14 protein-coding genes and 21 pseudogenes are annotated in these 19,557 nt (G+C 73.0%); 18 read left to right on the top strand and 17 right to left on the bottom strand.

Going from position 1 to position 19,557, the window contains the following annotated elements; genetic code table 11:
* The 5 genes and pseudogenes from FF86_RS52125 to FF86_RS62745 form a co-directional block, all read left to right on the top strand.
* Positions 1-276: pseudogene (locus tag FF86_RS52125) on the top strand (radical SAM protein); the annotation flags it as partial.
* Between the two features lies 1 nt (position 277).
* Positions 278-397 (top strand): annotated as a pseudogene (locus FF86_RS52120) (biotin synthase BioB); the annotation flags it as partial.
* A 15-nt stretch (positions 398-412) separates the two neighbouring features.
* Positions 413-515, top strand: a pseudogene (locus FF86_RS52110) (biotin synthase BioB); the annotation flags it as partial.
* Between the two features lies 1 nt (position 516).
* Positions 517-619: pseudogene (locus tag FF86_RS52105) on the top strand (biotin synthase BioB); the annotation flags it as partial.
* Between the two features lies 1 nt (position 620).
* Positions 621-681: hypothetical protein (locus tag FF86_RS62745; RefSeq protein WP_255355843.1), on the top strand; the 61-nt coding region annotated here is incomplete at its 5' end.
* A 489-nt stretch (positions 682-1,170) separates the two neighbouring features.
* Here FF86_RS62745 and FF86_RS18965 read toward each other — a convergent pair.
* A pseudogene (locus tag FF86_RS18965) lies at positions 1,171-1,384 on the bottom strand (biotin/lipoyl-binding carrier protein); the annotation flags it as partial.
* Positions 1,385-1,522: 138 nt separating this feature from the next.
* Here FF86_RS18965 and FF86_RS52100 point away from each other — a divergent pair.
* The 3 genes and pseudogenes from FF86_RS52100 to FF86_RS67090 form a co-directional block, all read left to right on the top strand.
* Positions 1,523-1,918, top strand: a pseudogene (locus FF86_RS52100) (DUF5317 family protein); the annotation flags it as partial.
* A 1-nt stretch (position 1,919) separates the two neighbouring features.
* Positions 1,920-2,128: pseudogene (locus tag FF86_RS52095) on the top strand (DUF5317 family protein); the annotation flags it as partial.
* Positions 2,129-2,556: 428 nt separating this feature from the next.
* Complete coding sequence (locus tag FF86_RS67090; RefSeq protein WP_369299096.1) at positions 2,557-2,631, top strand: 50S ribosomal protein bL37; 75 nt, start codon at positions 2,557-2,559, stop codon at positions 2,629-2,631.
* An 81-nt stretch (positions 2,632-2,712) separates the two neighbouring features.
* Here FF86_RS67090 and FF86_RS52090 read toward each other — a convergent pair.
* The 5 genes and pseudogenes from FF86_RS52090 to FF86_RS52080 all read right to left on the bottom strand — a co-directional run.
* Positions 2,713-3,233 (bottom strand): annotated as a pseudogene (locus FF86_RS52090) (NAD-dependent epimerase/dehydratase family protein); the annotation flags it as partial.
* A 1-nt stretch (position 3,234) separates the two neighbouring features.
* The coding region (locus FF86_RS52085; RefSeq protein ID WP_242419066.1) for an NAD-dependent epimerase/dehydratase family protein at positions 3,235-3,666 on the bottom strand (432 nt) is incomplete at its 3' end.
* 164 nt (positions 3,667-3,830) lie between these two features.
* The gene (rsrA, locus tag FF86_RS18950) at positions 3,831-4,115 is read right to left on the bottom strand and encodes a mycothiol system anti-sigma-R factor (protein WP_044885346.1); all 285 of its coding nucleotides are present in this window, start codon (positions 4,113-4,115) and stop codon (positions 3,831-3,833) included.
* Entirely contained in the window at positions 4,112-4,921 is an 810-nt protein-coding gene (locus tag FF86_RS18945) for a sigma-70 family RNA polymerase sigma factor (protein ID WP_242419050.1), read from the bottom strand. The genes rsrA and FF86_RS18945 overlap by 4 nt, the downstream gene beginning before the upstream one ends.
* A 41-nt stretch (positions 4,922-4,962) precedes the next feature.
* Positions 4,963-5,652, bottom strand: a pseudogene (locus FF86_RS52080) (alpha/beta family hydrolase); the annotation flags it as partial.
* Between the two features lie 179 nt (positions 5,653-5,831).
* Here FF86_RS52080 and FF86_RS52075 point away from each other — a divergent pair.
* Together FF86_RS52075 and FF86_RS52070 are read left to right on the top strand one after the other, a co-directional pair.
* Positions 5,832-6,267 (top strand): annotated as a pseudogene (locus FF86_RS52075) (class I SAM-dependent methyltransferase); the annotation flags it as partial.
* A gap of 1 nt (position 6,268) precedes the next feature.
* Positions 6,269-6,620 (top strand): annotated as a pseudogene (locus FF86_RS52070) (methyltransferase type 11); the annotation flags it as partial.
* 49 nt (positions 6,621-6,669) lie between these two features.
* On the opposite strand, the gene FF86_RS18930 reads toward FF86_RS52070, so the two are convergent.
* Positions 6,670-7,906: amidase (locus tag FF86_RS18930; RefSeq protein WP_242419049.1), on the bottom strand; the 1,237-nt coding region annotated here is incomplete at its 3' end.
* A 54-nt stretch (positions 7,907-7,960) separates the two neighbouring features.
* Here FF86_RS18930 and aroA point away from each other — a divergent pair.
* The 6 genes and pseudogenes from aroA to FF86_RS18910 all read left to right on the top strand — a co-directional run bounded on the left by aroA (position 7,961) and on the right by FF86_RS18910 (position 12,128).
* On the top strand, positions 7,961-9,283 hold the full coding sequence (gene aroA, locus FF86_RS18925; protein WP_044885343.1) for a 3-phosphoshikimate 1-carboxyvinyltransferase: 1,323 nt from the start codon (positions 7,961-7,963) through the stop codon (positions 9,281-9,283).
* 107 nt (positions 9,284-9,390) lie between these two features.
* Positions 9,391-9,968, top strand: a pseudogene (gene rsgA, locus FF86_RS52065) (GTPase RsgA); the annotation flags it as partial.
* A gap of 1 nt (position 9,969) precedes the next feature.
* On the top strand, positions 9,970-10,377 hold a 408-nt coding region (gene rsgA / locus FF86_RS52060; protein WP_242419048.1), incomplete at its 5' end, for a GTPase RsgA.
* A gap of 99 nt (positions 10,378-10,476) precedes the next feature.
* Positions 10,477-10,889, top strand: a pseudogene (locus FF86_RS52055) (inositol monophosphatase family protein); the annotation flags it as partial.
* Position 10,890: 1 nt separating this feature from the next.
* A partial coding sequence (locus tag FF86_RS52050) for an inositol monophosphatase family protein (protein WP_304438160.1) occupies positions 10,891-11,316 on the top strand: 426 nt, incomplete at its 5' end.
* A 92-nt stretch (positions 11,317-11,408) separates the two neighbouring features.
* Positions 11,409-12,128, top strand: a complete 720-nt coding sequence (locus FF86_RS18910) for a glycerophosphodiester phosphodiesterase (protein ID WP_044885340.1) — start codon at positions 11,409-11,411, stop codon at positions 12,126-12,128.
* Between the two features lie 1,178 nt (positions 12,129-13,306).
* On the opposite strand, the pseudogene FF86_RS18900 reads toward FF86_RS18910, so the two are convergent.
* From FF86_RS18900 to FF86_RS52040, 5 genes and pseudogenes are all read right to left on the bottom strand, one after another.
* Positions 13,307-14,299, bottom strand: a pseudogene (locus FF86_RS18900) (alpha/beta fold hydrolase); the annotation flags it as partial.
* 12 nt (positions 14,300-14,311) lie between these two features.
* Positions 14,312-14,360: pseudogene (locus FF86_RS62740) on the bottom strand (hypothetical protein); the annotation flags it as partial.
* A gap of 1 nt (position 14,361) precedes the next feature.
* Positions 14,362-14,529 (bottom strand): annotated as a pseudogene (locus tag FF86_RS52045) (aldehyde dehydrogenase family protein); the annotation flags it as partial.
* A gap of 1 nt (position 14,530) precedes the next feature.
* Positions 14,531-15,603, bottom strand: a pseudogene (locus tag FF86_RS18895) (aldehyde dehydrogenase family protein); the annotation flags it as partial.
* A gap of 1 nt (position 15,604) precedes the next feature.
* Positions 15,605-15,742 (bottom strand): hypothetical protein (locus FF86_RS52040; protein ID WP_242419064.1); only part of this gene is annotated, 138 nt, incomplete at its 3' end.
* 189 nt (positions 15,743-15,931) lie between these two features.
* Here FF86_RS52040 and FF86_RS18890 point away from each other — a divergent pair.
* Positions 15,932-17,290 carry an FAD-binding oxidoreductase gene (locus tag FF86_RS18890; RefSeq protein ID WP_044885337.1) on the top strand — a complete coding sequence of 453 codons (1,359 nt, stop codon included), beginning with the start codon at positions 15,932-15,934 and terminating at the stop codon, positions 17,288-17,290.
* A 369-nt stretch (positions 17,291-17,659) separates the two neighbouring features.
* Here FF86_RS18890 and FF86_RS52035 read toward each other — a convergent pair.
* From FF86_RS52035 to FF86_RS36125, 5 genes and pseudogenes are all read right to left on the bottom strand, one after another.
* A pseudogene (locus tag FF86_RS52035) lies at positions 17,660-18,077 on the bottom strand (aspartate aminotransferase family protein); the annotation flags it as partial.
* Between the two features lies 1 nt (position 18,078).
* Positions 18,079-18,582 (bottom strand): annotated as a pseudogene (locus tag FF86_RS52030) (aminotransferase class III-fold pyridoxal phosphate-dependent enzyme); the annotation flags it as partial.
* A 1-nt stretch (position 18,583) separates the two neighbouring features.
* Positions 18,584-18,718 (bottom strand): annotated as a pseudogene (locus tag FF86_RS52025) (hypothetical protein); the annotation flags it as partial.
* A gap of 1 nt (position 18,719) precedes the next feature.
* A pseudogene (locus FF86_RS52020) lies at positions 18,720-19,013 on the bottom strand (aspartate aminotransferase family protein); the annotation flags it as partial.
* A 43-nt stretch (positions 19,014-19,056) separates the two neighbouring features.
* A partial coding sequence (locus FF86_RS36125) for a hypothetical protein (protein WP_206778980.1) occupies positions 19,057-19,260 on the bottom strand: 204 nt, incomplete at its 3' end.
* Positions 19,261-19,379: 119 nt separating this feature from the next.
* On the opposite strand from FF86_RS36125, the gene FF86_RS67085 reads away from it, so the two are divergent.
* Positions 19,380-19,557 (top strand): transposase (locus FF86_RS67085; RefSeq protein ID WP_199865762.1); only part of this gene is annotated, 178 nt, incomplete at its 3' end.

Raw genomic sequence — 19,557 nt, 5'->3', positions numbered from 1 at the left:
GGCGCCACCGAGTTCTGCATCGTCGCGGCCGTTCGCGGACCCGACGCCCGGCTCATGTCCCAGGTCCGCGAGGGGGTCGCGGCCATCCGCGCGGCCGTCGAGATCAATGTCGCCTGCTCGCTGGGCATGCTGACCCAGGAACAGGTCGACGAGCTCACCGCGATCGGTGTGCACCGCTACAACCACAATCTCGAGACGTCCCGCTCGCACTTCCCCAAGGTCGTCACCACCCATAGCTGGGAGGAGCGCTGGGAGACCTGCGAGATGGTGCGCGCGNCCGGCATGGAACTGTGCTGCGGCGCGATCCTGGGGGTCGGGGAGTCGCTGGAGCAGCGGGCCGAGCTCGCCGCCCAGCTCGCCGTGCTGGAGCCCGACGAGGTGCCGCTGAACTTCCTCANCCCGCGGCCGGGTNCCCCCTTCGGCGACTACCCGCCGGTGCAGCCGCGCGACGCGCTGCGCGCCATCGCCGCGTTCCGGCTGGCTCTGCCCCGGACGATCCTTCGCTACTCGGGCGGNCGGGAGATCACCCTGGGCGATCTGGAGGCGCAGGGGATGCTCGGCGGCATCAACGCCGTGATCGTCGGCAACTACCTGACGACGCTGGGCCGGCCGGCCGAGTNGGATCTGAAGATGCTCGCCGACCTGAGCATGCCGATCAAGTCGCTGCAGGCCACGCTGTAGGACTGCGCCCGTCTCCGGCCGGCCGGCTCGCGCGCGGCGCGGGCCCTGGCCGGGGGCGGGCTGGCGGGGGGCGGGCGGGGCGGAATCAGGCGTTGGTGGCCGTCTTGAGGCCGTGTTCGGTGCAGCGCGCCGACCAGCCCGCGGGGGTCACCTGCACCACCATCCGCCGCCGGCAGACCCGGCAGTAACGCGGGGGTTCGAGCTCACGGGCCCGCNCGCACGCCTCATGACTGCCCACACTGGCCAACTGACCGCAACGGTCACAGAACGAAGCGTCCACGAACGTCAGCTTAGGGCATGGCACGACGCAGCCCGTAGCCGACGGCGGGGCCGACCCGCAAGCGGCTCGCCGCGGATCCCGGCGGGCCCGATGGTCACGCCGGGCGCCGGGCGGAACGGGCCGGCCCGAACGGGCCGGCATGAACCGGGATGAACCGGGCCGGATGGACCGGCCCGGGTACTTCAACCCCGGATGAAACCGGGCGGGGCTCAGCCCGCGGCGACCGGCTCGACCACGGCGATCAGGTCGCCGTCCTGGACGACATCGCCCTCCTGGACCGCGATCCTGGCGACCGTGCCGCCATCCTCGCTGATCACCGGGATCTCCATCTTCATGGAGTCGAGGATGACGAGGGCGTCACCGGCGGCCACCGGGTCACCCACACCGACGACGACCTTCCAGACGTTGGCCACCATCTCCGCGNGGACTTCCTCGGCCATCGGGCTCCCTTCAGCGGCGGGTCGAACCTGGCAAGAGCCTAGTGCCCCCGGTCACCCGGACCAACTGCCCTGCGCCCACAGGTGTGTTCGCACCGCAGCACAGAGGCGACTCGACCGCCCGGTGTTGGGACTGTCCGGCGTAACCCCGCAGACTACGGATGTGCTTGTACTTCTCGTGCTGACCCTGGTGTGCGGGCTGGGCGTCGGCCTGGCCCGCGGCGGAACCCTCGGCGCCCTCGCCCGCGTCCACGTCCTGCGCCCGTGGTTGTTCGCCGCGGTGGTCCTGGTACTGGCGGTGGGCGGGCTCGTCCCGGCGCTGCACAGCCCCGCCTGGATCGTGGCGGCGGTGCTTGCCGCGTTGTTCGCCGGCATGAACAACCGACTGCCCGGGCTCGGGCTGCTGGTGACCGGCATCATCGCCAACGCCGCCGTCATCACGGCGAACGGCGGGCAGATGCCGGTGTCGTTGTGGGGCGCGGGCCGGGCCGGCGTTTCGATCGACGACATCCTCACCTCGNCCTTCCACACCCCCGCCGGGGACGGCACGAGCCTGCGGCTGCTCAGTGACATCATTCCGCTGCCCTTTCCGGGGGCGCCGGCGGTGGTGAGCATCGGCGACGTCGCGATGGCCGCGGCGCTCGGGCTGTTCGGTGCCGTGACCCCGGTGCGGGCCTGGCGCACGCTGCGAGCCCGACGCCAGGCGGCGCTGGCCGGCGCGCCGCCGGCGNGGTACGGCGGTGCGGACGGCCTGATCGGCTCCGACGACCACTTCGGTCAGGACGACCGGCTCGGCCACGACGAGCGCCTCGCCGACGACGACCAGCCAGGTCACGACGACCACGCTGGTTGGGATGAGCCCGACGTTCATCCCTACGCGAACGACGTGCTCGACGGCGGCTCACGCAGGGGCGCCGTGGTGGTCCCCGAGGCCGGGTCCGCCGGGAACGTCCACCTGGTCGGGCAGGTCGGCGACGGCGGGGGCGACGGCCACCGTGCGGCCGACAGGCGGGACGCGGCCAACAGGCGGGACGCGGACGACGCCACGGACGGCGACACGGACGGCGGGGGTGAGGGCCCCGCGGGCAGGTCGGTCACCACCCGCCGGCCCGGGCTGGCACGATGACTCCACATTCGATTGACGGAGGGGAGGACGCCATGGCGAAGAAGAAGCGCAAGCGGCGCGCGCGGGCCAAGAGCAAGGCCAACCACGGCAAGCGCCCGAACACCTGAGCAGCCCCGGACACCGAGGCAGCGCTGAACACCTGACCAGCTCGGCGGGCCGTGCGCGCACGGCCCGCCGCCAGGCGCCGCTCAGGCCGCGGCGACGGTCTGCCGGCGCAGCCAGGCGACGGTCCGCGCCAGGCCCGCGTCGAGGTCGACCTCGGGTCGCCAGCCCACCAGCCGCTCGGCCAGGCCCACGGCCAGGGCGATGCGGGCCAGCTCGCCGGGACGCGCCGGCGCCCGCAGCGGGGTGTCGGGCGCGCCGATGATGGCGGCAATCCGGCTGTGCAGCTCCCGGACGCTGGTCTCGACGCCGGTGCCGATGTTGAGCCGGCTGCCGGCGGCGGCGTCCACCGGCAGCACCCGGGCGAACGCCTCGGCCACGTCGCCGACGAACACGTAGTCCCGGCTCGCGGTGCCGTCACCGAAGATCTTCGCTGGCCGGCCGGCCAGCATGGCCGTGCCGAAGATGGCGACGACGCCCGCCTCGCCGTGCGGATCCTGCCGCGGCCCGTAGACGTTGGCCAGCGCCAGGGCGGTCGAAGCCAGGCCGTGGGTGGCCCGGTAGACGTTGAGATACAGCTCGCCGGCGGCCTTGCCCGCGGCGTACGNGGACTCGGGCGCCACCGGCGCGGTCTCGTCCACCGGCAACCGCGCGGGCGAACCGTAGATCGACCCGCCGGACGACGTGTGGATGACCTTGGACGTGCCGGCGAGGCGGCTGGCCTCGAGGACGTTGATCGTGCCGAGCACGTTCTGCCGCGCGTCGCGCAGCGGGTCTGCGACGCTGACCCGGACGTCGATCTGGGCCGCCAGGTGGGCGACCACCTCGGGTCGCACCCGGTCGGCAAGGGCGAGCAGCTCGGGCGAGGTGACGTCGAGCTGCTCGAAGGAGAAGCGGGGGTCCGCCGCCGCGGCGGTGAGGTTGGCCAGGCGGCCGGTGGACAGGTCGTCGACGCCGACGACGCTGTGACCGTCGGCCAGCAGCCGGTCGGTGACGGTGGAACCGATGAAGCCGGCCGCGCCGGTGACGAGGATGCGCACGAGACAGGACACTAGCCCGCACTCCTGTGCACTTCCTGTACACCAGGTGACCGCGAACGCCGTGGCGGCCAGGCGCCGTCACGGCGGGTGCTCGCGTTCGATGAAACGGGGCAGTGAAGCGGGGCAGTGAAGCGGGGCGGCCTCGCGGCCGGGCTACCGGCGCCCTACTCGGGCCGGAACTCCGTGGCGTCCGCCTCCACCCGGGCCGACCGGAGCCGGGCCAGGACACTGGTCCGCAGCGAGTCCGGCGCTCGCTCCCCGCCGCACTTGCGGGCGACGAGCATCTTCACCTCGTGTTCCACGCCGAACTCGCGCAGGCACGGGGAGCACTCGTCGAGATGCGACCGGATGAGGTTCTGCTGGCCGCCGTCGCACTCACCGTCGAGGTACAGGAAGACCGCGTCCAACACCTTCCGGCAGTCGATCTCGTGCTCACCACCGCAGCTCACGACGCACCACCCTCGCCGTCGGCGGACCCGGCGCCCACCAGCCCACGACCCGCCGCGTACTGCTCCAAGGACTTGCGCAGACCGCGTCGTCCACGGTGCAGCCGGGACATCACGGTCCCGATCGGCGTTCCCATGATCTCCGCGATCTCCTTGTAGGCGAAGCCCTCGACGTCGGCGAGGTACACCGCCATCCGGAAATCCTCCGGCAACGCCTGCAACGCGTCCTTGATGTCGCTGTCGGGCAGGTGCTCCAGCGCCTCGGTCTCCGCGCTCTTCAGGCCGCTGGACGTGTGCGACTCCGCCTCGGCGAGCTGCCAGTCCTCGACCTGCTCGGTCGGGCTCTGCAACGGCTGCCGCTGCCGCTTGCGGTAGGTGTTGATGAAGGTGTTGGTGAGGATCCGGTAGAGCCACGCCTTGAGGTTCGTGCCCTCCTGGAACTGATGGAAGGCCGCGAACGCCTTGACGAAGGTCTCCTGGACGAGGTCCTCCGCGTCGGCCGGGTTGCGGGTCATCCGCAGGGCGGCCGCATAAAGCTGGTCGAGGTACGGGAGGGCGTCGCGCTCGAACCGCGCGCCCCGCTCCTCGGTGGTCTCGTCGACCAGGATCACTCCCTCACCGTCACGCTGTGCAACGGCCCACTCCGCGTTCCGGGTTTCGGGTCGGACGGAACCGGACCGTCTCTCCGGAGCGGACGATACCCCGACCACGGTCTCGGCGCGCATCGGCACGACGGCCACAGGGGGCCATTGTGGGACATGTCGCGACTGCGCCGACGGCTGCCGGTGCGTGGCGTTCGCAGGAGTCATGAGACCTCCGTGACCTCGTGAGACAACGACGTCAACGCCGATCACCCCGCGGCTGATTCCCGCCCCGGGCCCGACGGGCCCATTCGGTCGAGCAGGAATGCGGCACCGATCCGGGCGGCCTCGGCGACGGCCTCGCCGGCCGGCCGGCCGTCCCGCACCCGGGTCCGGAAGGAGTGGTCGCCGCCCGCGACGAGGTGCACCCGCCGGTCAAGCGCCGGATCCGGCTCCGGTCGGCCGAAGGTGTCCCGGTCGCCCTGGACGACGAGGACGGGCACGCCGGCGCCGTCGAGCTCCCCCTGTCGCGACGGCTTCGGACCGCCATTCGCGGTGGTGCCCGGCGGCCGCAGCGGGAAGCCGAGGGCGAGCACCCCGCACGCGCCGGACCCGGCGGCGACCCGCATGGCGACCCGCGAGCCCATCGACACCCCGGCGAGGGCCAGCGGGCGCGGCGTCCCGAGCGCCTCGATCGCGGCGGTGGCCACCGCGTCGAGGCGGGCCGGTCGGTCCGGCGCCCGGCGCCCGGCCACCCGGTAGGGCATCTCCAGCCGGGCGACCCGCACCCCGGCGGCGCCCAGCCGGGCGGCCAGCGCGTCGAACAGGGGCGTGTCGACGCCGCTGCCGGCCCCGTGCAGGAACACGACGGTCGACTCGCCGATCCCGGGAACCACCCGCAGCCGCCCGCCGTCCACAGCTATGCAGGCACCATCAGCTCCGCAGGCACCGTCAGCCCCNCAGGCACCGTCACCGGACGTAGGTCCGGGGCCGGCGTCAGGGGGTGGCGGGACCGGCGCGCATCGATCCGACACAGCAGGGAAGGACACGGCGTGGTCGGGCGCAGAATCTGTCAGACTTCCACCTTGAGTGTGTGACTTGCCTCGCATCATTGCCTCCCGAAGGGTAGGAAAGCTTCATGCTGCCTGGCCTCGACGCCGACCCAGGCCCGCCCCGTGGACGAGCAAACACCCTGGTCTGCGAGGCTCCGGCCGACAGTGACGATCCGTACTGGGCCTTCTATGAGGAGGTCGCGTCGGCCCAGTTGCGGGAGTGGCTGCCGGCGCAGCCGGCGCGGGTGCTTGACGTCTCCGGCCCCCGGGCCCGCTTCGCCCGCCAGATGGTGACCGCGGGTCACCAGGTCGTGCGGGTGGTGGCCCAGGCCGAGCCGGCCGAGCCGGCCGCCGGCCCGGGCGCGCTGCTGCCGGTCGTGGGCGACGCCCGCTCGCTGGACTGGTTCTCCCCCGTCTCGTTCGACGCGGTGCTCGCCGAGGCACGGGCACTGTCGTTCTGCCTGGCCACGGAGACCACCCTCGACGAGATCCACAGCATGCTGCGCCCGGGCGGGCGGCTGCNGCTCTGCGTCGACTCGCTGCTGCTCGGCCTCGCCCGCCTCGCCGAGCAGCATCGCTGGGCGGAGCTGTCCGACGTCCCCCGCGCCGACGTGGTGCTCGTTCCCGCCGAGGACGGCACCATCACCCGCTGCTTCTGGCCGGAGGAGCTGCGGGCGCTGCTGACCAGCGCCGGCTTCGTCGTCGACTGGATCCGGCCGCGCACGGTGCTGTCCGCCGAGGCGGTCAAGCGGGCCGTGGCCGAGGACGTCTCCTGCTTTCCCACCCTCGTGCGCACGGAGGTGGAGCTCTCCGCCGAGCGCGAGGGCGAGTCCATCGGCATCCACCTGATCGCCTCGGCCCGCCGGCCCGCCTAACCGGTCCACCGGTCCGGTGCCGGCGACGGCCAGGGGACGAGCCGTTCCNGTGCGGCGACGAGGCGCAGCAGACGGCCCTCCTCGCCATGACGGCCGACGATCTGCAGCCCGACCGGGCAGCCGTCGGCGGTGAAACCCGCGGGCACGCTCACCGCCGGCTGCCCACTGAGATTGAATGCCCAGGTCAGGCTCACGCTGCGGACCTCGCCGGGGCCCGCATGCGGATGCGGCCGGTTAGGCGTTGTCGGCGTGAGCAGCACGTCCGCCCGAGCAAGCACGCCCGCGAGGCATCGGTCGTTATGCGCGCGCACCGCCGCGGCGTTTGACGCGGCCGCAGTCCCAGCGGCCGCAGTCCCGACAGCCGCAGTCCCAGCGGCCGCAGTCCCGGCAGCCGCCGTCCCCGGGCCCGCTGACGCCGCTCTCAGTGCGGTCCACGCCGCCTCCGGGTCAAGCAGCTCGACGGGCACGTCCGTCCAGGCCAGCACGCCCGCGGCGGCAAGCCGGTCGGCGGCGGCCCGGCTCACGGCGACCACCTCCGGCTCGGGCCTGGCGAAGCCAAGCGTCGACGACCAGACGGCGATTCCGAGCCGCCCGCCCTCCCGCTTGCCCCCGGGAGGCACCACCGGCGGCACCTCGCTGGCGCCGGCGACGACCGCCCACCAGGCCGCCGCGTCGGCGGCGTGGCGGACGATCGGGCCGGGCACGGTCAGGCCGGCGCGGTCGGGGCCGGGGAAGCGGCCGTTGGTCGGCTTGAGCCCGACCACGCCGCACCAGGCCGCGGGGATGCGGGTGGAGCCGGCGCCGTCAGCGGCGGTCGCGAGGGGAACGACTCCGCTGGCCACGGCGACCGCCGAGCCCGCCGACGATCCACCGGGCACCCGATCGGGCCGCCACGGGTTCACCGTCGGGCCGCGGGTGGTGTGCCCCCAGGTCTGCCAGGGATGCGCCGTTCGGATCGGCACCGCCGTCGCCCCGATCACGATGGCCCCCGCGGCGAGCAGCCGGCGGGTCGTGGGCGCCGTGACGTCGCTGCCCGCCTTGACCGCGATCGGCACACCGGCCAGCGGCAGCTCGGCGCCGCGGGCGAGCGCCCGGCTGACCAGGCTGGCCCGGTACGCGGCCCAGGCCGGCCAACAGGAGGTGAAGGCCCGCAGCGCGCCGTCGGTCTCCCGCAGCCGGGTCAGGGCCGCCTCGACCGGGGCCTGCGGGGCGATCAGCCCGGCGCGGACCAGCGCGGCCAGCTCGGTGGCGCCGAGCGCCGGGTACTCACGGCGCACATGATTCATCGGCCCGTCCGGTACCGCCGGCGCCGGGGGCGGCCGACCATCCGGCATGCTGTCATGGTGAGCATCCTGACCGGCCCCGAGGCCACGGGCACGCAGTCCGACCCGTGGCCGGCCCCGACCGCGCAGCGCCCCGTGACGGCTGTCGTCCCGGTGCCCGGCGCGAAGTCCGGCACGAACCGGGCGCTCGTTCTCGCCGCCCTGGCGAACGGGCCGTCCCGGCTGCGCGGCGCCCTGCGCTCGCGCGACACCCTGCTGATGGCGGGGGTGCTGCGCGCGCTGGGTGCCGAGATCAGCACCGACGGGCCGGACTGGGTCGTGCGACCCGTGCCGGCCGCGCGCCTCGCCGCCGGCACGCGGGCCGAGTGCGGCAACGCGGGCACCGTCGCCCGGTTCACCCCGGCCCTGGCCACCCTGCGCGAGGGCGACGTCGAGTTCGACGGCGACGCCCGCATGCGCGACCGGCCGCTCACTCCGCTGCTCGGCGCGCTGCGCCGGCTCGGCGCCGACATCGACGGCGACCGGATGCCCTTCACCGTGCGCGGCCGCGGTCGGCTGCCCGGCGGCGAGGTCACCGTCGACGCCTCCGACTCCAGCCAGCTCGTCTCCGGCCTGCTGCTCGCCGCCCCCCGCTACGACGCCGGGGTCACGGTCGTGCACCGCGGGGCGCGCCTGCCGTCGGGCCCCTACCTGGACATGACGGTCGCCGACCTGCGGGCGGCGGGCGCGGTCGTCGAGGTCGCGCCGCCCGGCACCGACGGCAGCCGGCGCTGGCGGGTGGAGCCCGGCGAGCTCACCGCCGCCGACCGGGCCATCGAGCCGGACATGAACAGCGCCGCGGCCTTCCTCGCGGCCGCGGTCGCCACCGGGGGGCGGGTGGTGGTGCCGGACTGGCCCGAGGCGACGGAGCAGCCCGGTCGGATGCTCCCCACGCTGCTGGCGGCGATGGGCGCCACGACCGAGCGCACCGCAGCGGGGCTGGCGGTCAGCGGCGGCGGCGGGATCCACGGGATCGACGTCGACCTCGGCGACTTCGGGGAGGCCGCGCCCGTCCTGACCGCGCTCGCCGTCCTCGCCGACTCGCCGTCCCGGCTGCGCGGCATCGGGCACCTGCACCTGCACGAGACCGACCGGCTCGTCGCCCTCGCCCAGGAGCTCGGCAGTCTGGGGGCACGGATCACGGTGACCGACGACGGGCTGGCGATCGAGCCGGCGCCCCTGCGCGGCGCGCGCCTCGACCCGCGCGGCGACCATCGGCTGGCCATGGCGTACGCGGTGGTGGGCCTGGTCGTGCCGGGGATCGTCATCGACGACATCGCGACGACCGGCAAGACGGTGCCGGACTTCCCCCGCATGTGGACGGCGATGCTGGCCGGATGAGCCCTGGCGGAATGAGCCCTGGCAGTTTGAGCCCTGACAGTTTGAGCCCTGACAGCTTGAGCCCTGACAGCTTGAGCGACGCGGCGAACCGGGCTAGGGGCTAGCCGATGGCCCGCGAACTGGACGAGGACGATGTCCGGGTGCGACCGGGGCGCAGCTCGCGTCCCCGGACCCGGGAGCGGCCCGACCACGCCGAGGCGGTGCCGGCGGTGGTGGTCGGCGTCGACCGTGGCCGCTACACCTGCCGGCCGGGCCCGACGCCGCAGCGGCTGGTCGCCGCGGTGCGCGGCGGGTCGATGCGCCGCACGTCGGTGGTCGTCGGGGACCGGGTCGCGCTGGTGGGCGACGTCTCGGGGACGTCCGGGGCGCTGGCCCGGCTGGTGCGCCGCGAGGAGCGCACGAGCGTCCTGCGGCGCACGCCCGACGACACCGACCCGGCGGAGCGGCCGATCGTCGCGAACGCCGACATCCTGGTCATCGTCTGCTCGGTGACCGATCCGGTGCCGCGGCCGGGCCTCATCGACCGCTGCCTGGTCGCCGCCTACGACGGCGGACTGTCCCCGGTGCTGTGCCTGACCAAGACCGACCTGGCCGACCCCGCGCCGCTGATCGAGCTGTACCGGCCGCTGGGATTCCCGGTGCTGACGACCCAGCCGGACTGCGACCTCGACCCGCTGCTGGCGCTNCTGACCGACCGGGTCAGCGTGTTCTTCGGCCACAGCGGGGTCGGGAAGTCCAGCCTGGTCAACCGGCTGGTGCCGGCCGCGGACCTGGCGATCGGCGAGGTCAACGCCGTGACGGGCCGCGGCCGGCACACGTCGTCGGCGGCCGTGGCGCTGCTGCTCCCGGGAGGCGGGACGGTGATCGACACACCGGGGGTCCGGTCGTTCGGCCTCGGCGCGGTGGCACCGAACCGGGTGCTGCGGGCCTTCTCCGACCTCGCCGCCGCGGCCGAGCACTGCCAGCCCGGCTGCGAGCATCTCGCCCCGTCGCCCGACTGCGCGCTGGACTCGGCGGTGCGCGACGGCGAGGCCGACGCCGCCCGGCTCGCGAGCCTTCGCCGCTTGCTGGCGGCCCGCGGAACCCCCCTATGAGAATGCAGCTCGCGAGATTCGTCACACTCTTCCCGCCACGCGGGGCCTGCCGTCCGCGTCACCGACGCGCCAGGGGGCTCGGCTCGTAGTCTCGCAGGCGTGACCCCGCCTAACCCCACCTCCGTGGGCACCGAATCGACCGAGGACATCGACGCCGTTGCCGTCGCCGACGATCTCGCGCTCGCGCTGAGTCTCGCGGACGCTGCCGATCGGATTACTCTTTCCCGTTTCCAAGCCGTCGATCTGCACGTCGAATCCAAGCCGGACAACACCCCGGTCTCCGACGCCGACACCGCCGTCGAATCCATGATCCGTGAGCGGCTTGCCGTCGCCCGGCCGGGGGACGCCGTCCTCGGCGAGGAGGAGGGGCTCGTCGGCGCGGGTGCCCGGCGGCGCTGGATCCTCGACCCCGTCGACGGGACGAAGAACTTCGTGCGTGGCGTGCCGGTCTGGGGCACTCTGCTCGGCCTGGAGGTGGACGGCCAGATGGTCGTCGGCGTGGCGAGCGCACCNGCGATGAGCCGGCGCTGGTGGGGAGCCCGGGGCACCGGCGCGTTCACCCGGGACGCCACCGGCGACACCCGGGCGCTCAAGGTCTCCTCGGTCGGCCGGCTGGCGGACGCGTTCATGTCCTTCGCCTCGGTGGAGGGCTGGCGGACCGCGGACCGGCTCGACCAGTTCCTGCACCTGGCCGACCAGGTCTGGCGGACCCGGGCCTACGGCGACTTCTGGTCGCACATGATGGTCGCCGAGGGCGCGGTGGACCTCGCCTGCGAACCCGAGGTGTCCCTGTGGGACATGGCGGCGCTGCAGGTCATCGTCGAGGAGGCCGGCGGCCGGTTCACCGACCTGGCCGGCCGCCGCGGCCCGGGCCACGGCACCGTGCTGACGACCAACGGCCACCTGCACGACGTCGCGCTGCGTTCCTTCAACCCCTGAGTCCCCGCGCAGCCACGGGGCGCCCCGGTGGCGCCCCGCCGGGTTACACCGGACGGTCCTGACAGTCGGATGACGGAGATGAGTGGCGGCCGGTGATCGGCTTCGCGCATCGCGGGGCGCCGGCCCCGCACCAACGGGAGAACACCCTGCCCGCGTTCCGCCGTGCGTTGGCCGGCGGGGCCAGCGGGTTGGAGTCGGACGCCTGGCTGACCGCGGACGGGGTGGCGGTGCTGCACCACGACGGGGTGCTCGGACCGCCTGGCCGGCGGCGGCGGATCAGCGATCTGACCGCCGACCGGCTGCCCGGCTGGGTGCCGTCGCTGACCGCGTTCTACGCCGAACTCGGCACGTCGTTCGAGTTCAGCCTCGATCTGAAGGGGCCGCCCGGTGGCTGGGCGCCCGCGGCGGACGCCGTGGTCGCCGTGGCCCGGCGGGCGGGCGGAAGCTCGGCGGCCCGGCGGCTGTGGCTGTGCGGGAACCTCCCGGAGCTCGCCGCCTTCCGGGATCGTGACCCGGACGTGCGCCTGGTGAATTCCACGTCGATGCGCACCGTGATGGATGGTGGCGGGATCAGCACCTACGGCGAGCGGCTGCGCGCCGCCGGGGTGGCCGCGCTGAACCTCCGGACCCGGGAATGGACGCCCCCGCGCGCCGGGATCGTCGGCGTTCTGCACGACCTCGGTATCGCCGCGTTCGGTTGGGATGCGCAGAGCACAAGCACGCTGGTACGCCTGGCCGGATACGGGCTCGACGCGGTCTACAGCGACCATCTGGCGCGGCTGGTGCGGGTCACCGGTTCCGCTGCGGCATAGCGCCGGACCAGCAGCATAGCGTCGGACCAGCGGATGAGTCGGAAGCACGGGCGGCGCATCGGGGCGAATTGGTTGACGAAGCCGACGTAGTCGCCCATTGCGTTGTGCGCAGCGTGACCTGACTCCGGCGCACCGTCATATCGTCGACGGTTAGGTTGGCTTGAGGTAGCTATAGGGACCACCGACGGAGAGTGGCCACGAAAGATCGGCCGACCGGCCCGATGGATTGGCCCGCAGAAGCGATTACCGCGCGGTTGACGACGGTGGGCGACCATGGCTCACCGTGGCACTTTCCTGACACCCGGATGACGGGCGACTCCGCTCAGTCCTCCTCGGCGACTTTCAGCATCTGCTCCGGAAACCCGGTGCGTTCCGCCACATGNTCGACGGAGTAACCCTGTCGCACCAGGTCACGGGCCTGCTCCAGCGTCCAGCCCCGCCCGGGGTCAACCCGGCTGACAACCACTTCACTCGCCTGGTGCCGTTCCTGCGGCCAGCTGAGTCGTGCACGGCGTGCCAAGGGTCGACCTCCGAGATTTGAGGACTTTGGTGTTACGCCACCAAGGATAGGCCATATTGACGTCGGCCTGCCCGTNGAACTCCACGATAGCGGGTGGCGACCTGTTAATGCAGACCCGCGCCGAAGGCTGTGCATCATCCGAACGCCGGGTGGCCCGAACAGGCGACCATGCACAAGGTACGAGTGGGCAGGATCTCCGTCGACCCCGGGAACTTCCCGGTGACGAAGAGCGTCGAGGAGAGCGGTTCAGCCGAGAAGGCATGACCGCATCTGTCCGGGGGCCTTCCGGCCCACCCATCGCTTAGCCGTCCATCCGCGGCCGCGAGGGCATAGACCGAACCGCGGTGCGCGACGCCGGCCAGGTCGAACCCGAAACGGCCTGATACCGGCCCGCGAGCCCTCAGCCGACGGGTGCGCCCGGATCGGGCGGCCCGCCCCGGCCGGTGCCCCGCGACGGCCGCTCCCCTACCCGCGACGCCCCCACCCGCGGCTTCCCCACCCGCGACGTCCCCGAACGGGGGGACTCGGCGGTGGTGGCGTTCACGGTGCCGGTTTTCGTCTCGATCGTGTAGTTTGTCTCGATCGCGGTGTTCGTCTCGATCGCGGTGTTCGTCTCGGTGCCGGTGTTCGTCTCGGTGCCGGTGCTCTCGGTGCCGGTCGTGGCAGCCGCCGTGGGCGAGGCCGGGATGCCGGGATCGTCCATCGGCCGGGGGGTGCGCTCCTCCCGGCCGTGTTCGCGCAGCAGCATCCGCCATTGGCGTGGCGAGTGGCTCGCCGGCCTGGTCGTGGCCAGGAAATCCTCGAGAACCCGCCGGAAGCGCGCGGGATCGCTGTGATGGGGAAAATGCCCGGCACCGGAGAAGATCTCCAGCCGGCTTCCGGGCATGGCCGCATGCGCGATCCGGGCGTGATCGACCGGGATCACCGCGTCCCGGTCGCCCCAGACGATCAGCGACGGCATCCCGGCGGCCAGATAGCAGCGGTCGAGCATCGTGATGGCCTGCCCGCGGGCGTCGACGACGCTTCGTAGCGTCCGGAGGAAGGCCGCCCGCGCCGTCGGCACCCCGAGCGAGTCGCAGACGTGCAGGATGTCCTCGGCATCGCGGCCGAGGGCGGTGTGCAGTGCCCGCAGTGTCCGCAGTCCGGCCCAGCCGGCGAGCCGCACCGGCGGGATGCCCATCAGCGACATCACCGTGCCGGCGCCCGGCAGCGCCGCGGCCCGAAGTGCCGGGTGCAGATCGGGCCCGACCCCGCCGGTGGACACCAGGACGAGCCGCTCGCAGCGCTCCGGGAACTGGTAGGCGAACTGCATCGCGACCCCGCCACCGAGCGAATGCCCGACGACCGTCGCCCGCTCGATGCCGAGCACGGTGAGCAGGTCACGCATGCCGCAGGCATAGCCGGCCACCGAGTAGTCACCGCGCGGCTTGTCCGACTCCCCGTGTCCGAGCAGGTCGGGGGCTATCACCGTGTGGCGCCGCGCGAGCTCGGGAATGATCGGCCCCCAGGTGCGGGCGTTGTCCCCGATGCCGTGGATCAGCAGCAGCACCGGTCCGCGGCCGGCGCGCAGATAGCAGCGCCGATACCCGTGGACCGTGACGAACCGCGGGGTCAGCCCCCCAGCCCCCGCACTCGGCGCACCGACGGTCATGGCCACCCCAGCTCAGAACTCGATGTTGCTCATCACGTGCTTGATCCTGGTGTAGTCCTCCNGGCCGTACACGGACAGATCCTTGCCGTAGCCGCTCTTCTTGAATCCGCCGTGCGGCATCTCCGCGACGATCGGGATATGAGTGTTGATCCATACGCAGCCGAAGTCCAGGCGGCGCGCGACCCGCATGGCCCGGCCGTGATCGCGCGTCCAGACGCTGGAGGCCAGGCNGTACTCCACGCCGTTGGCCCAGGCCACCGCAGTGTCCTCCGCGTCGAACCGCTGCACCGTGATGACCGGGCCGAAGACCTCCGACTGGATGAGTTCGTCGTCCTGGCGCAGACCGGCGACAACCGTGGCGGGGTAGAAGTAGCCCGGCCGGTCGAGGGGCGCCCCGCCGGCAAGGATCTCGGCGTGCTCCGGCGCCCGCTGGACGAACCCGCCCACCCGGTCGAGCTGGCCGGCGCTGTTCAACGGGCCGTAGTCGACGTCGGTCTCGTCCGGCGAACCCGTCGCGGTGCCCCGGGCCGCCTCGGCCAGCGCCGCGACGAGATCGTCGTGGATCCCCGGCGCGGCCAGCACCCGGGTCGCCGCGGTGCAGTCCTGGCCGGCGTTGAAGTAGGCGGCGCCGGCGATCTCCGCGGCGACGGCGGCCGGATCCACGTCGTCGAAGACGATGACCGGCGCCTTGCCGCCGAGCTCGAGATGCACCCGCTTGAGCGAGTCCGCCGCCGCCCGCGCCACCTCCATGCCGGCCCGCACGCTGCCGGTCACCGACACCATCGCCGGCCCCGGGTGCGCGACCAGCGCCCGCCCGGTATCCCGGTCCCCGCAGACGACGTTGAGCACGCCGGGCGGGAGGAACTCGGCGGCGATCTCGGCGAGCAGCAGGCTGGACGCCGGGGTCGTGTCCGACGGCTTGAGGATGACCGTGTTGCCGGCCGCGATCGCCGGGGCGATCTTCCATACCGCCATCATCAGCGGGTAGTTCCACGGCGTGACCTGCGCGCAGACCCCGACAGGCTCTCGGCGGACGTAGCTGGTGTGCCCGGCGAGGTACTCCCCGGCGGCCCGGCCCTCCAGCAGGCGCGCGGCCCCGGCGAAGAAGCGAATCTGGTCGGCGGACGGCCCGATCTCCTCGTCGATGGTGAGCTGCAGCGGCTTACCGGTGTTGGCGCTCTCCACCGCGGCGACCTCGTCGGCGCGATCCTCCAGCGCGTCCGCGAGGCGCAGCAGCGCCCGGGAACGCTCGGCCGGGGTGGTGTCGCGCCAGGTCTCGAACGCCGTGGACGCGGCGCGGACGGNGGCGTCGACGTCGGCGGGACCCGACCGCGGGGCCTCGGCGAACAGCTCGCCGGTCGACGGGTTCAGAATTGACATCGTCTCGCCGCCGGCGGTCTGACTGGAGACACCGCTGACGAAGTTGGCGAGGATCTTGTCCATACGTCTCTCCTCGTGCTGATGGTCTCCCGACCGTCCGACCGCCCGACATGTCACCACAACGATTACGATGGTTACACGAACTTCAGGCCACGGATAGCGTGAACAAAGGACCGTGACGCCACGGAAACACGCTACCCGCGCCCCGTCCAGCGGAGGGCGCACGGCCCCGGAGAAAGGCAGGTCGAAACGATGCCGGGCCGCCGACGTCCCGCCGCCGCAGCCGCCGTCCCGTCCCTGTGGCTGGATACCGCCGGCCCCGCCCCCACGCCCCGGCCGCGTCTGTTGGGCCGGCTCACCGCCGACGTCGCCATCGTCGGCGCCGGCTTCACCGGCCTGTGGACCGCCTACCACCTGCGCCGCGACGACCCGACCCTGCGGGTGGCCGTCGTCGAGCGGGAGATCGCCGGATTCGGCGCGTCCGGGCGCAACGGCGGCTGGTGCTCGGCGCTGTTCCCCGTCCAGTCGATGGCGCCGGCGATGCGGGGGCCGCTCGCGGCCACCATCGACGACATCGACGCCGTCTGCCGCGCCGAGGGCATCGACTGCGACCTCGTCAAGGACGGCTTCCTCGAACTCGCCACCACCCCCGCCCAGCTCACCCGCCTCCGCGCAACCCTCCCGAGCGTGCCCGCCGTCGACTCCGCACCGCGCTGGCTGGACGCCGACCAGGCCGCCCGCCTCGTCCGGGTGCCCGGCGCCCTCGGCGGAATCCTCGATCCGCAGTGCGCCGCGCTACACCCGGTCAAGCTGGTCCGCGGCCTCGCGACGGCGGCGCAGCGCCACGGCGCCGAGCTGTTCGAGCACTCCCCCGCCGAGCGCATCGAACCGGGTCGGGTGGTGCTGGCCGACGGCGAGATCCAGGCAGGCGTCGTCGTGCGGGCCACCGAGGGCTACACCCCCACCCTGCCCGGCCTGCGCCGCGACCTCGCCCCCGTCTACTCGCTCATCATCGCCACGGAGCCGCTGCCGGAGTCGGTCTGGGCGGAGATCGGCTGGGATCGCCGGGTCACCCTGTCCGACGGGCGCCGGCTGCTCATCTACGCCCAGCGCAGCGCGGACGGCCGGATCGTCCTCGGCGGTCGCGGCGCGCCGTACCACTTCGGCTCGCGCACCAGCCCGGCCTTCGACTCCTCCCCCGCCGTCTTCGAGCACCTCCGCCGCACCCTGGTCACCCTGTTCCCCGCCGCCGCGAACGCCCGGATCACCCACGGCTGGGGCGGCCCTCTCGCCGTCCCGCGCGACTGGACCCCCGGCGTCAGTTTCGCCCCCGACACCGGCCTGGCCTGGGCCGGCGGCTACGTCGGCGACGGCGTGGCCGCCGCCGCCCTGGCCGGACGAACCCTCGCCGACCTGATCCGCGGCCAGCACTCCCCTCGCACCGAGCTCCCCTGGGTCGTCGACCGCCGCCGCCCCTGGGAACCCGAACCGGCCCGCTGGCTCGGCATCAACGCCGGCCGCCTGCTCGCCGCGGCCGCCGACACCCGCGAGAACCGCACCGGCCGCCCCTCCCGCCTCGGTCCCGCCCTCGACCACCTCACCGGCCACTGACCCTCCTCAAGCCCGAACGGGCCGGCCGAACGCCGTCTCCGATCGCCCCGCGGATCATCAGCGACGGGTGGGCACTCAGCCCGCCGGTACACAACTCAGCGGCGATCTCCGCCGGACGGGATCCACCCGGTCGCGCGATGCGGTTCCGCGGAACACCACGATCGCCGGAGCTGGGGGCTGAAACTGGGGCTGAGGCGCGCAGCGCGGTTCCGCGGAACACCAACATCCCGCGATCGGATCGCCGCTCCAACCAGGCGGCGTTGCTGGTTGCGATCCCTCTAGGGATGATCAGCGACCCCGGCCAGGCGTGCCAGGCGGGTCAGGCGGTGAGGTCGCGGGTGAGCTGGTCGAGGCTGTCGAGGTAGCGGNCGACGTCGGCGTCGGTGTGCTGGACCGACAGGGTCCACTCCTCCTCGCGGCCGGGGGCCATCAGGACGCCGCGGTTGGCGTTGTAGAGCCAGGCGAGCTCGGGCAGTTCGGCGTTCTGGTGGGCCATGAAGGACGTGTAGTCGCGGATGGGCGCGTCGGTGAAGTGCACGCAGCCCTTGGAGCTGATCCCGACGGTGTAGCCGGGGATGCCGTGGCGGGCCAGGATCTCGTCGCAGCCGGCGATCAGGCGGTCGTTGAGGCGGTCCAGGTGCGCGTAGGCCTCGGGGGTGAGCACCTCCAGCAGGCTCGCCCGGGCCGCGGCCATGGTCAGCGGGTTGCCGTTGAACGTGCCGACCTGCTTGACCCTGTCCGAGGCGACGACTTCCATGATCTCCGCGGTCGCGCCGATGGCGCCCGANGGCAGGCCGCCGCCGAGGGCCTTGGCCAGCGTGATCATGTCGGGTCGCACGCCGAAGCGCTCGGTGGCGCCGCCGGCCGCGACGCACAGGCCGGTCTTGACCTCGTCGAAGATCAGGATGATGCCGTGCCGGGCGGTGATCTCCCGGACCGCCTCGAGGTAGCCGGGCTCGGGCAGGATGACGCCCAGGTTCATCATCGCCGCCTCCATGATGACGCAGGCGGGCAGGCGGCCCTCGGCGGCGAGGGCCTCGATCCGGCGCTCCATCGCGGCGGCGTCGTTGAACGGGACGGGCACGGTGAGGTCGATGACGGCCTGCGGGATGCCCGCGCCGTAGCCGAGGGAGTTCATGTTGTCGGCCGGACCGATGTCGTCGTAGGGCGTGCCGATCGACACCATCACGTAGTCGTGGTGGCCGTGGTACGAGCCGAAGATCTTGACGATCGTGTCGCGGCCGGTGACCCCGCGGGCGATGCGGATGGCGTCCATCGTCGCCTCGGAGCCGNAGTTGACGTAGCGCCACTGCGGCAGCCCGAACCGGCGGGCGAGCTCCTCGCTGACGATGACCGAGTCCTCGGTCGGCATGGCGAAATGGGTGCCGAGGGCGACCCGCTCGGTCACCGCCCGCACGATCGCGGGGTNGGCGTGGCCCTGGACCATCGAGCCGAAGCCGTTGTGGAAGTCGGCGTACTCGTTGCCGTCGACATCCCAGACGAGCGAACCGCGCCCGTGGGTGAGGTAGATCGGCCACGGGTCGCGGACCTGGTAGGACGAGGGCACCCCCGACGTCATCGACCGCGTCGCCCGCGCGTGCAGCCGTTCGGAACCACGGGTCCGGTTCTGCAGGCGGGCCTCCTCCCGATCGGTGAGCTCCGCCGCCCTGGCGTGAAGTGCGGCCTGGGTCACACTTGCCTCGGTAACGATCAGATTCGACACCGTCCACGCATCCCTTCAGCCAAGCGCCTACCGAAAGCGTAGNTCGACTGGCCATCGGGCGAGCGAATCCGTAGACAAAAGCGGATTCAGGTATCGCTTCCCCGTTCATTCGCTCGTAGCCATACGATGACAACGGGACGCCCTCCGAGCGGTCCGGGCCGGCGCGGCCCGACGCCCCGGCCGGCGATCGGACCGGCGCACCGCCGGGCGAGACGAGGAGGATGCCGGGTGCGGTCTCGACGGACACCCGGCCAGCGCTCCGCCTCAGAGGGTGTTGGGTAACTGGGGATGTTCGGAATGTGATGGTNNTGGTGGGATGGCGTGTCGTGGGGTGCCCGCGGGGAGNTTCCGGNCACGATCGGACCGGTGTGTGTCTGTTCGTGTAAGGCCGCCTACGACACGTCGTTGACGGACGGGCAGTGGGCGGTGATCGGACCGCTGTTGCCCGTGCGGGACCCGTGCCGCGGTGGTGCCCCGTTGAAGTACGACCGACGCCTGGTGATCGACTCGATTCTGTACGTGCTGGGAGCGGGGTGTTCGTGGC

The sequence above is a fragment of the Frankia sp. CpI1-P genome (genome assembly GCF_001421075.1).
Classification (GTDB): Bacteria; Actinomycetota; Actinomycetes; order Frankiales; family Frankiaceae; genus Frankia; species Frankia torreyi.
This window is presented reverse-complemented; position numbering and strand designations above follow the sequence as displayed.

Excerpts from the sequence above, each read along its gene's own strand:
- FF86_RS18945 (WP_242419050.1), bottom strand. The coding sequence starts at position 4,921 with ATGACTCCTGCGAACGCCACGCACCGGCAGCCGTCGGCGCAGTCGCGA.
- aroA (WP_044885343.1), top strand. The coding sequence starts at position 7,961 with ATGGTGAGCATCCTGACCGGCCCCGAGGCCACGGGCACGCAGTCCGAC.
- FF86_RS18890 (WP_044885337.1), top strand. The coding sequence starts at position 15,932 with ATGCCGGGCCGCCGACGTCCCGCCGCCGCAGCCGCCGTCCCGTCCCTG.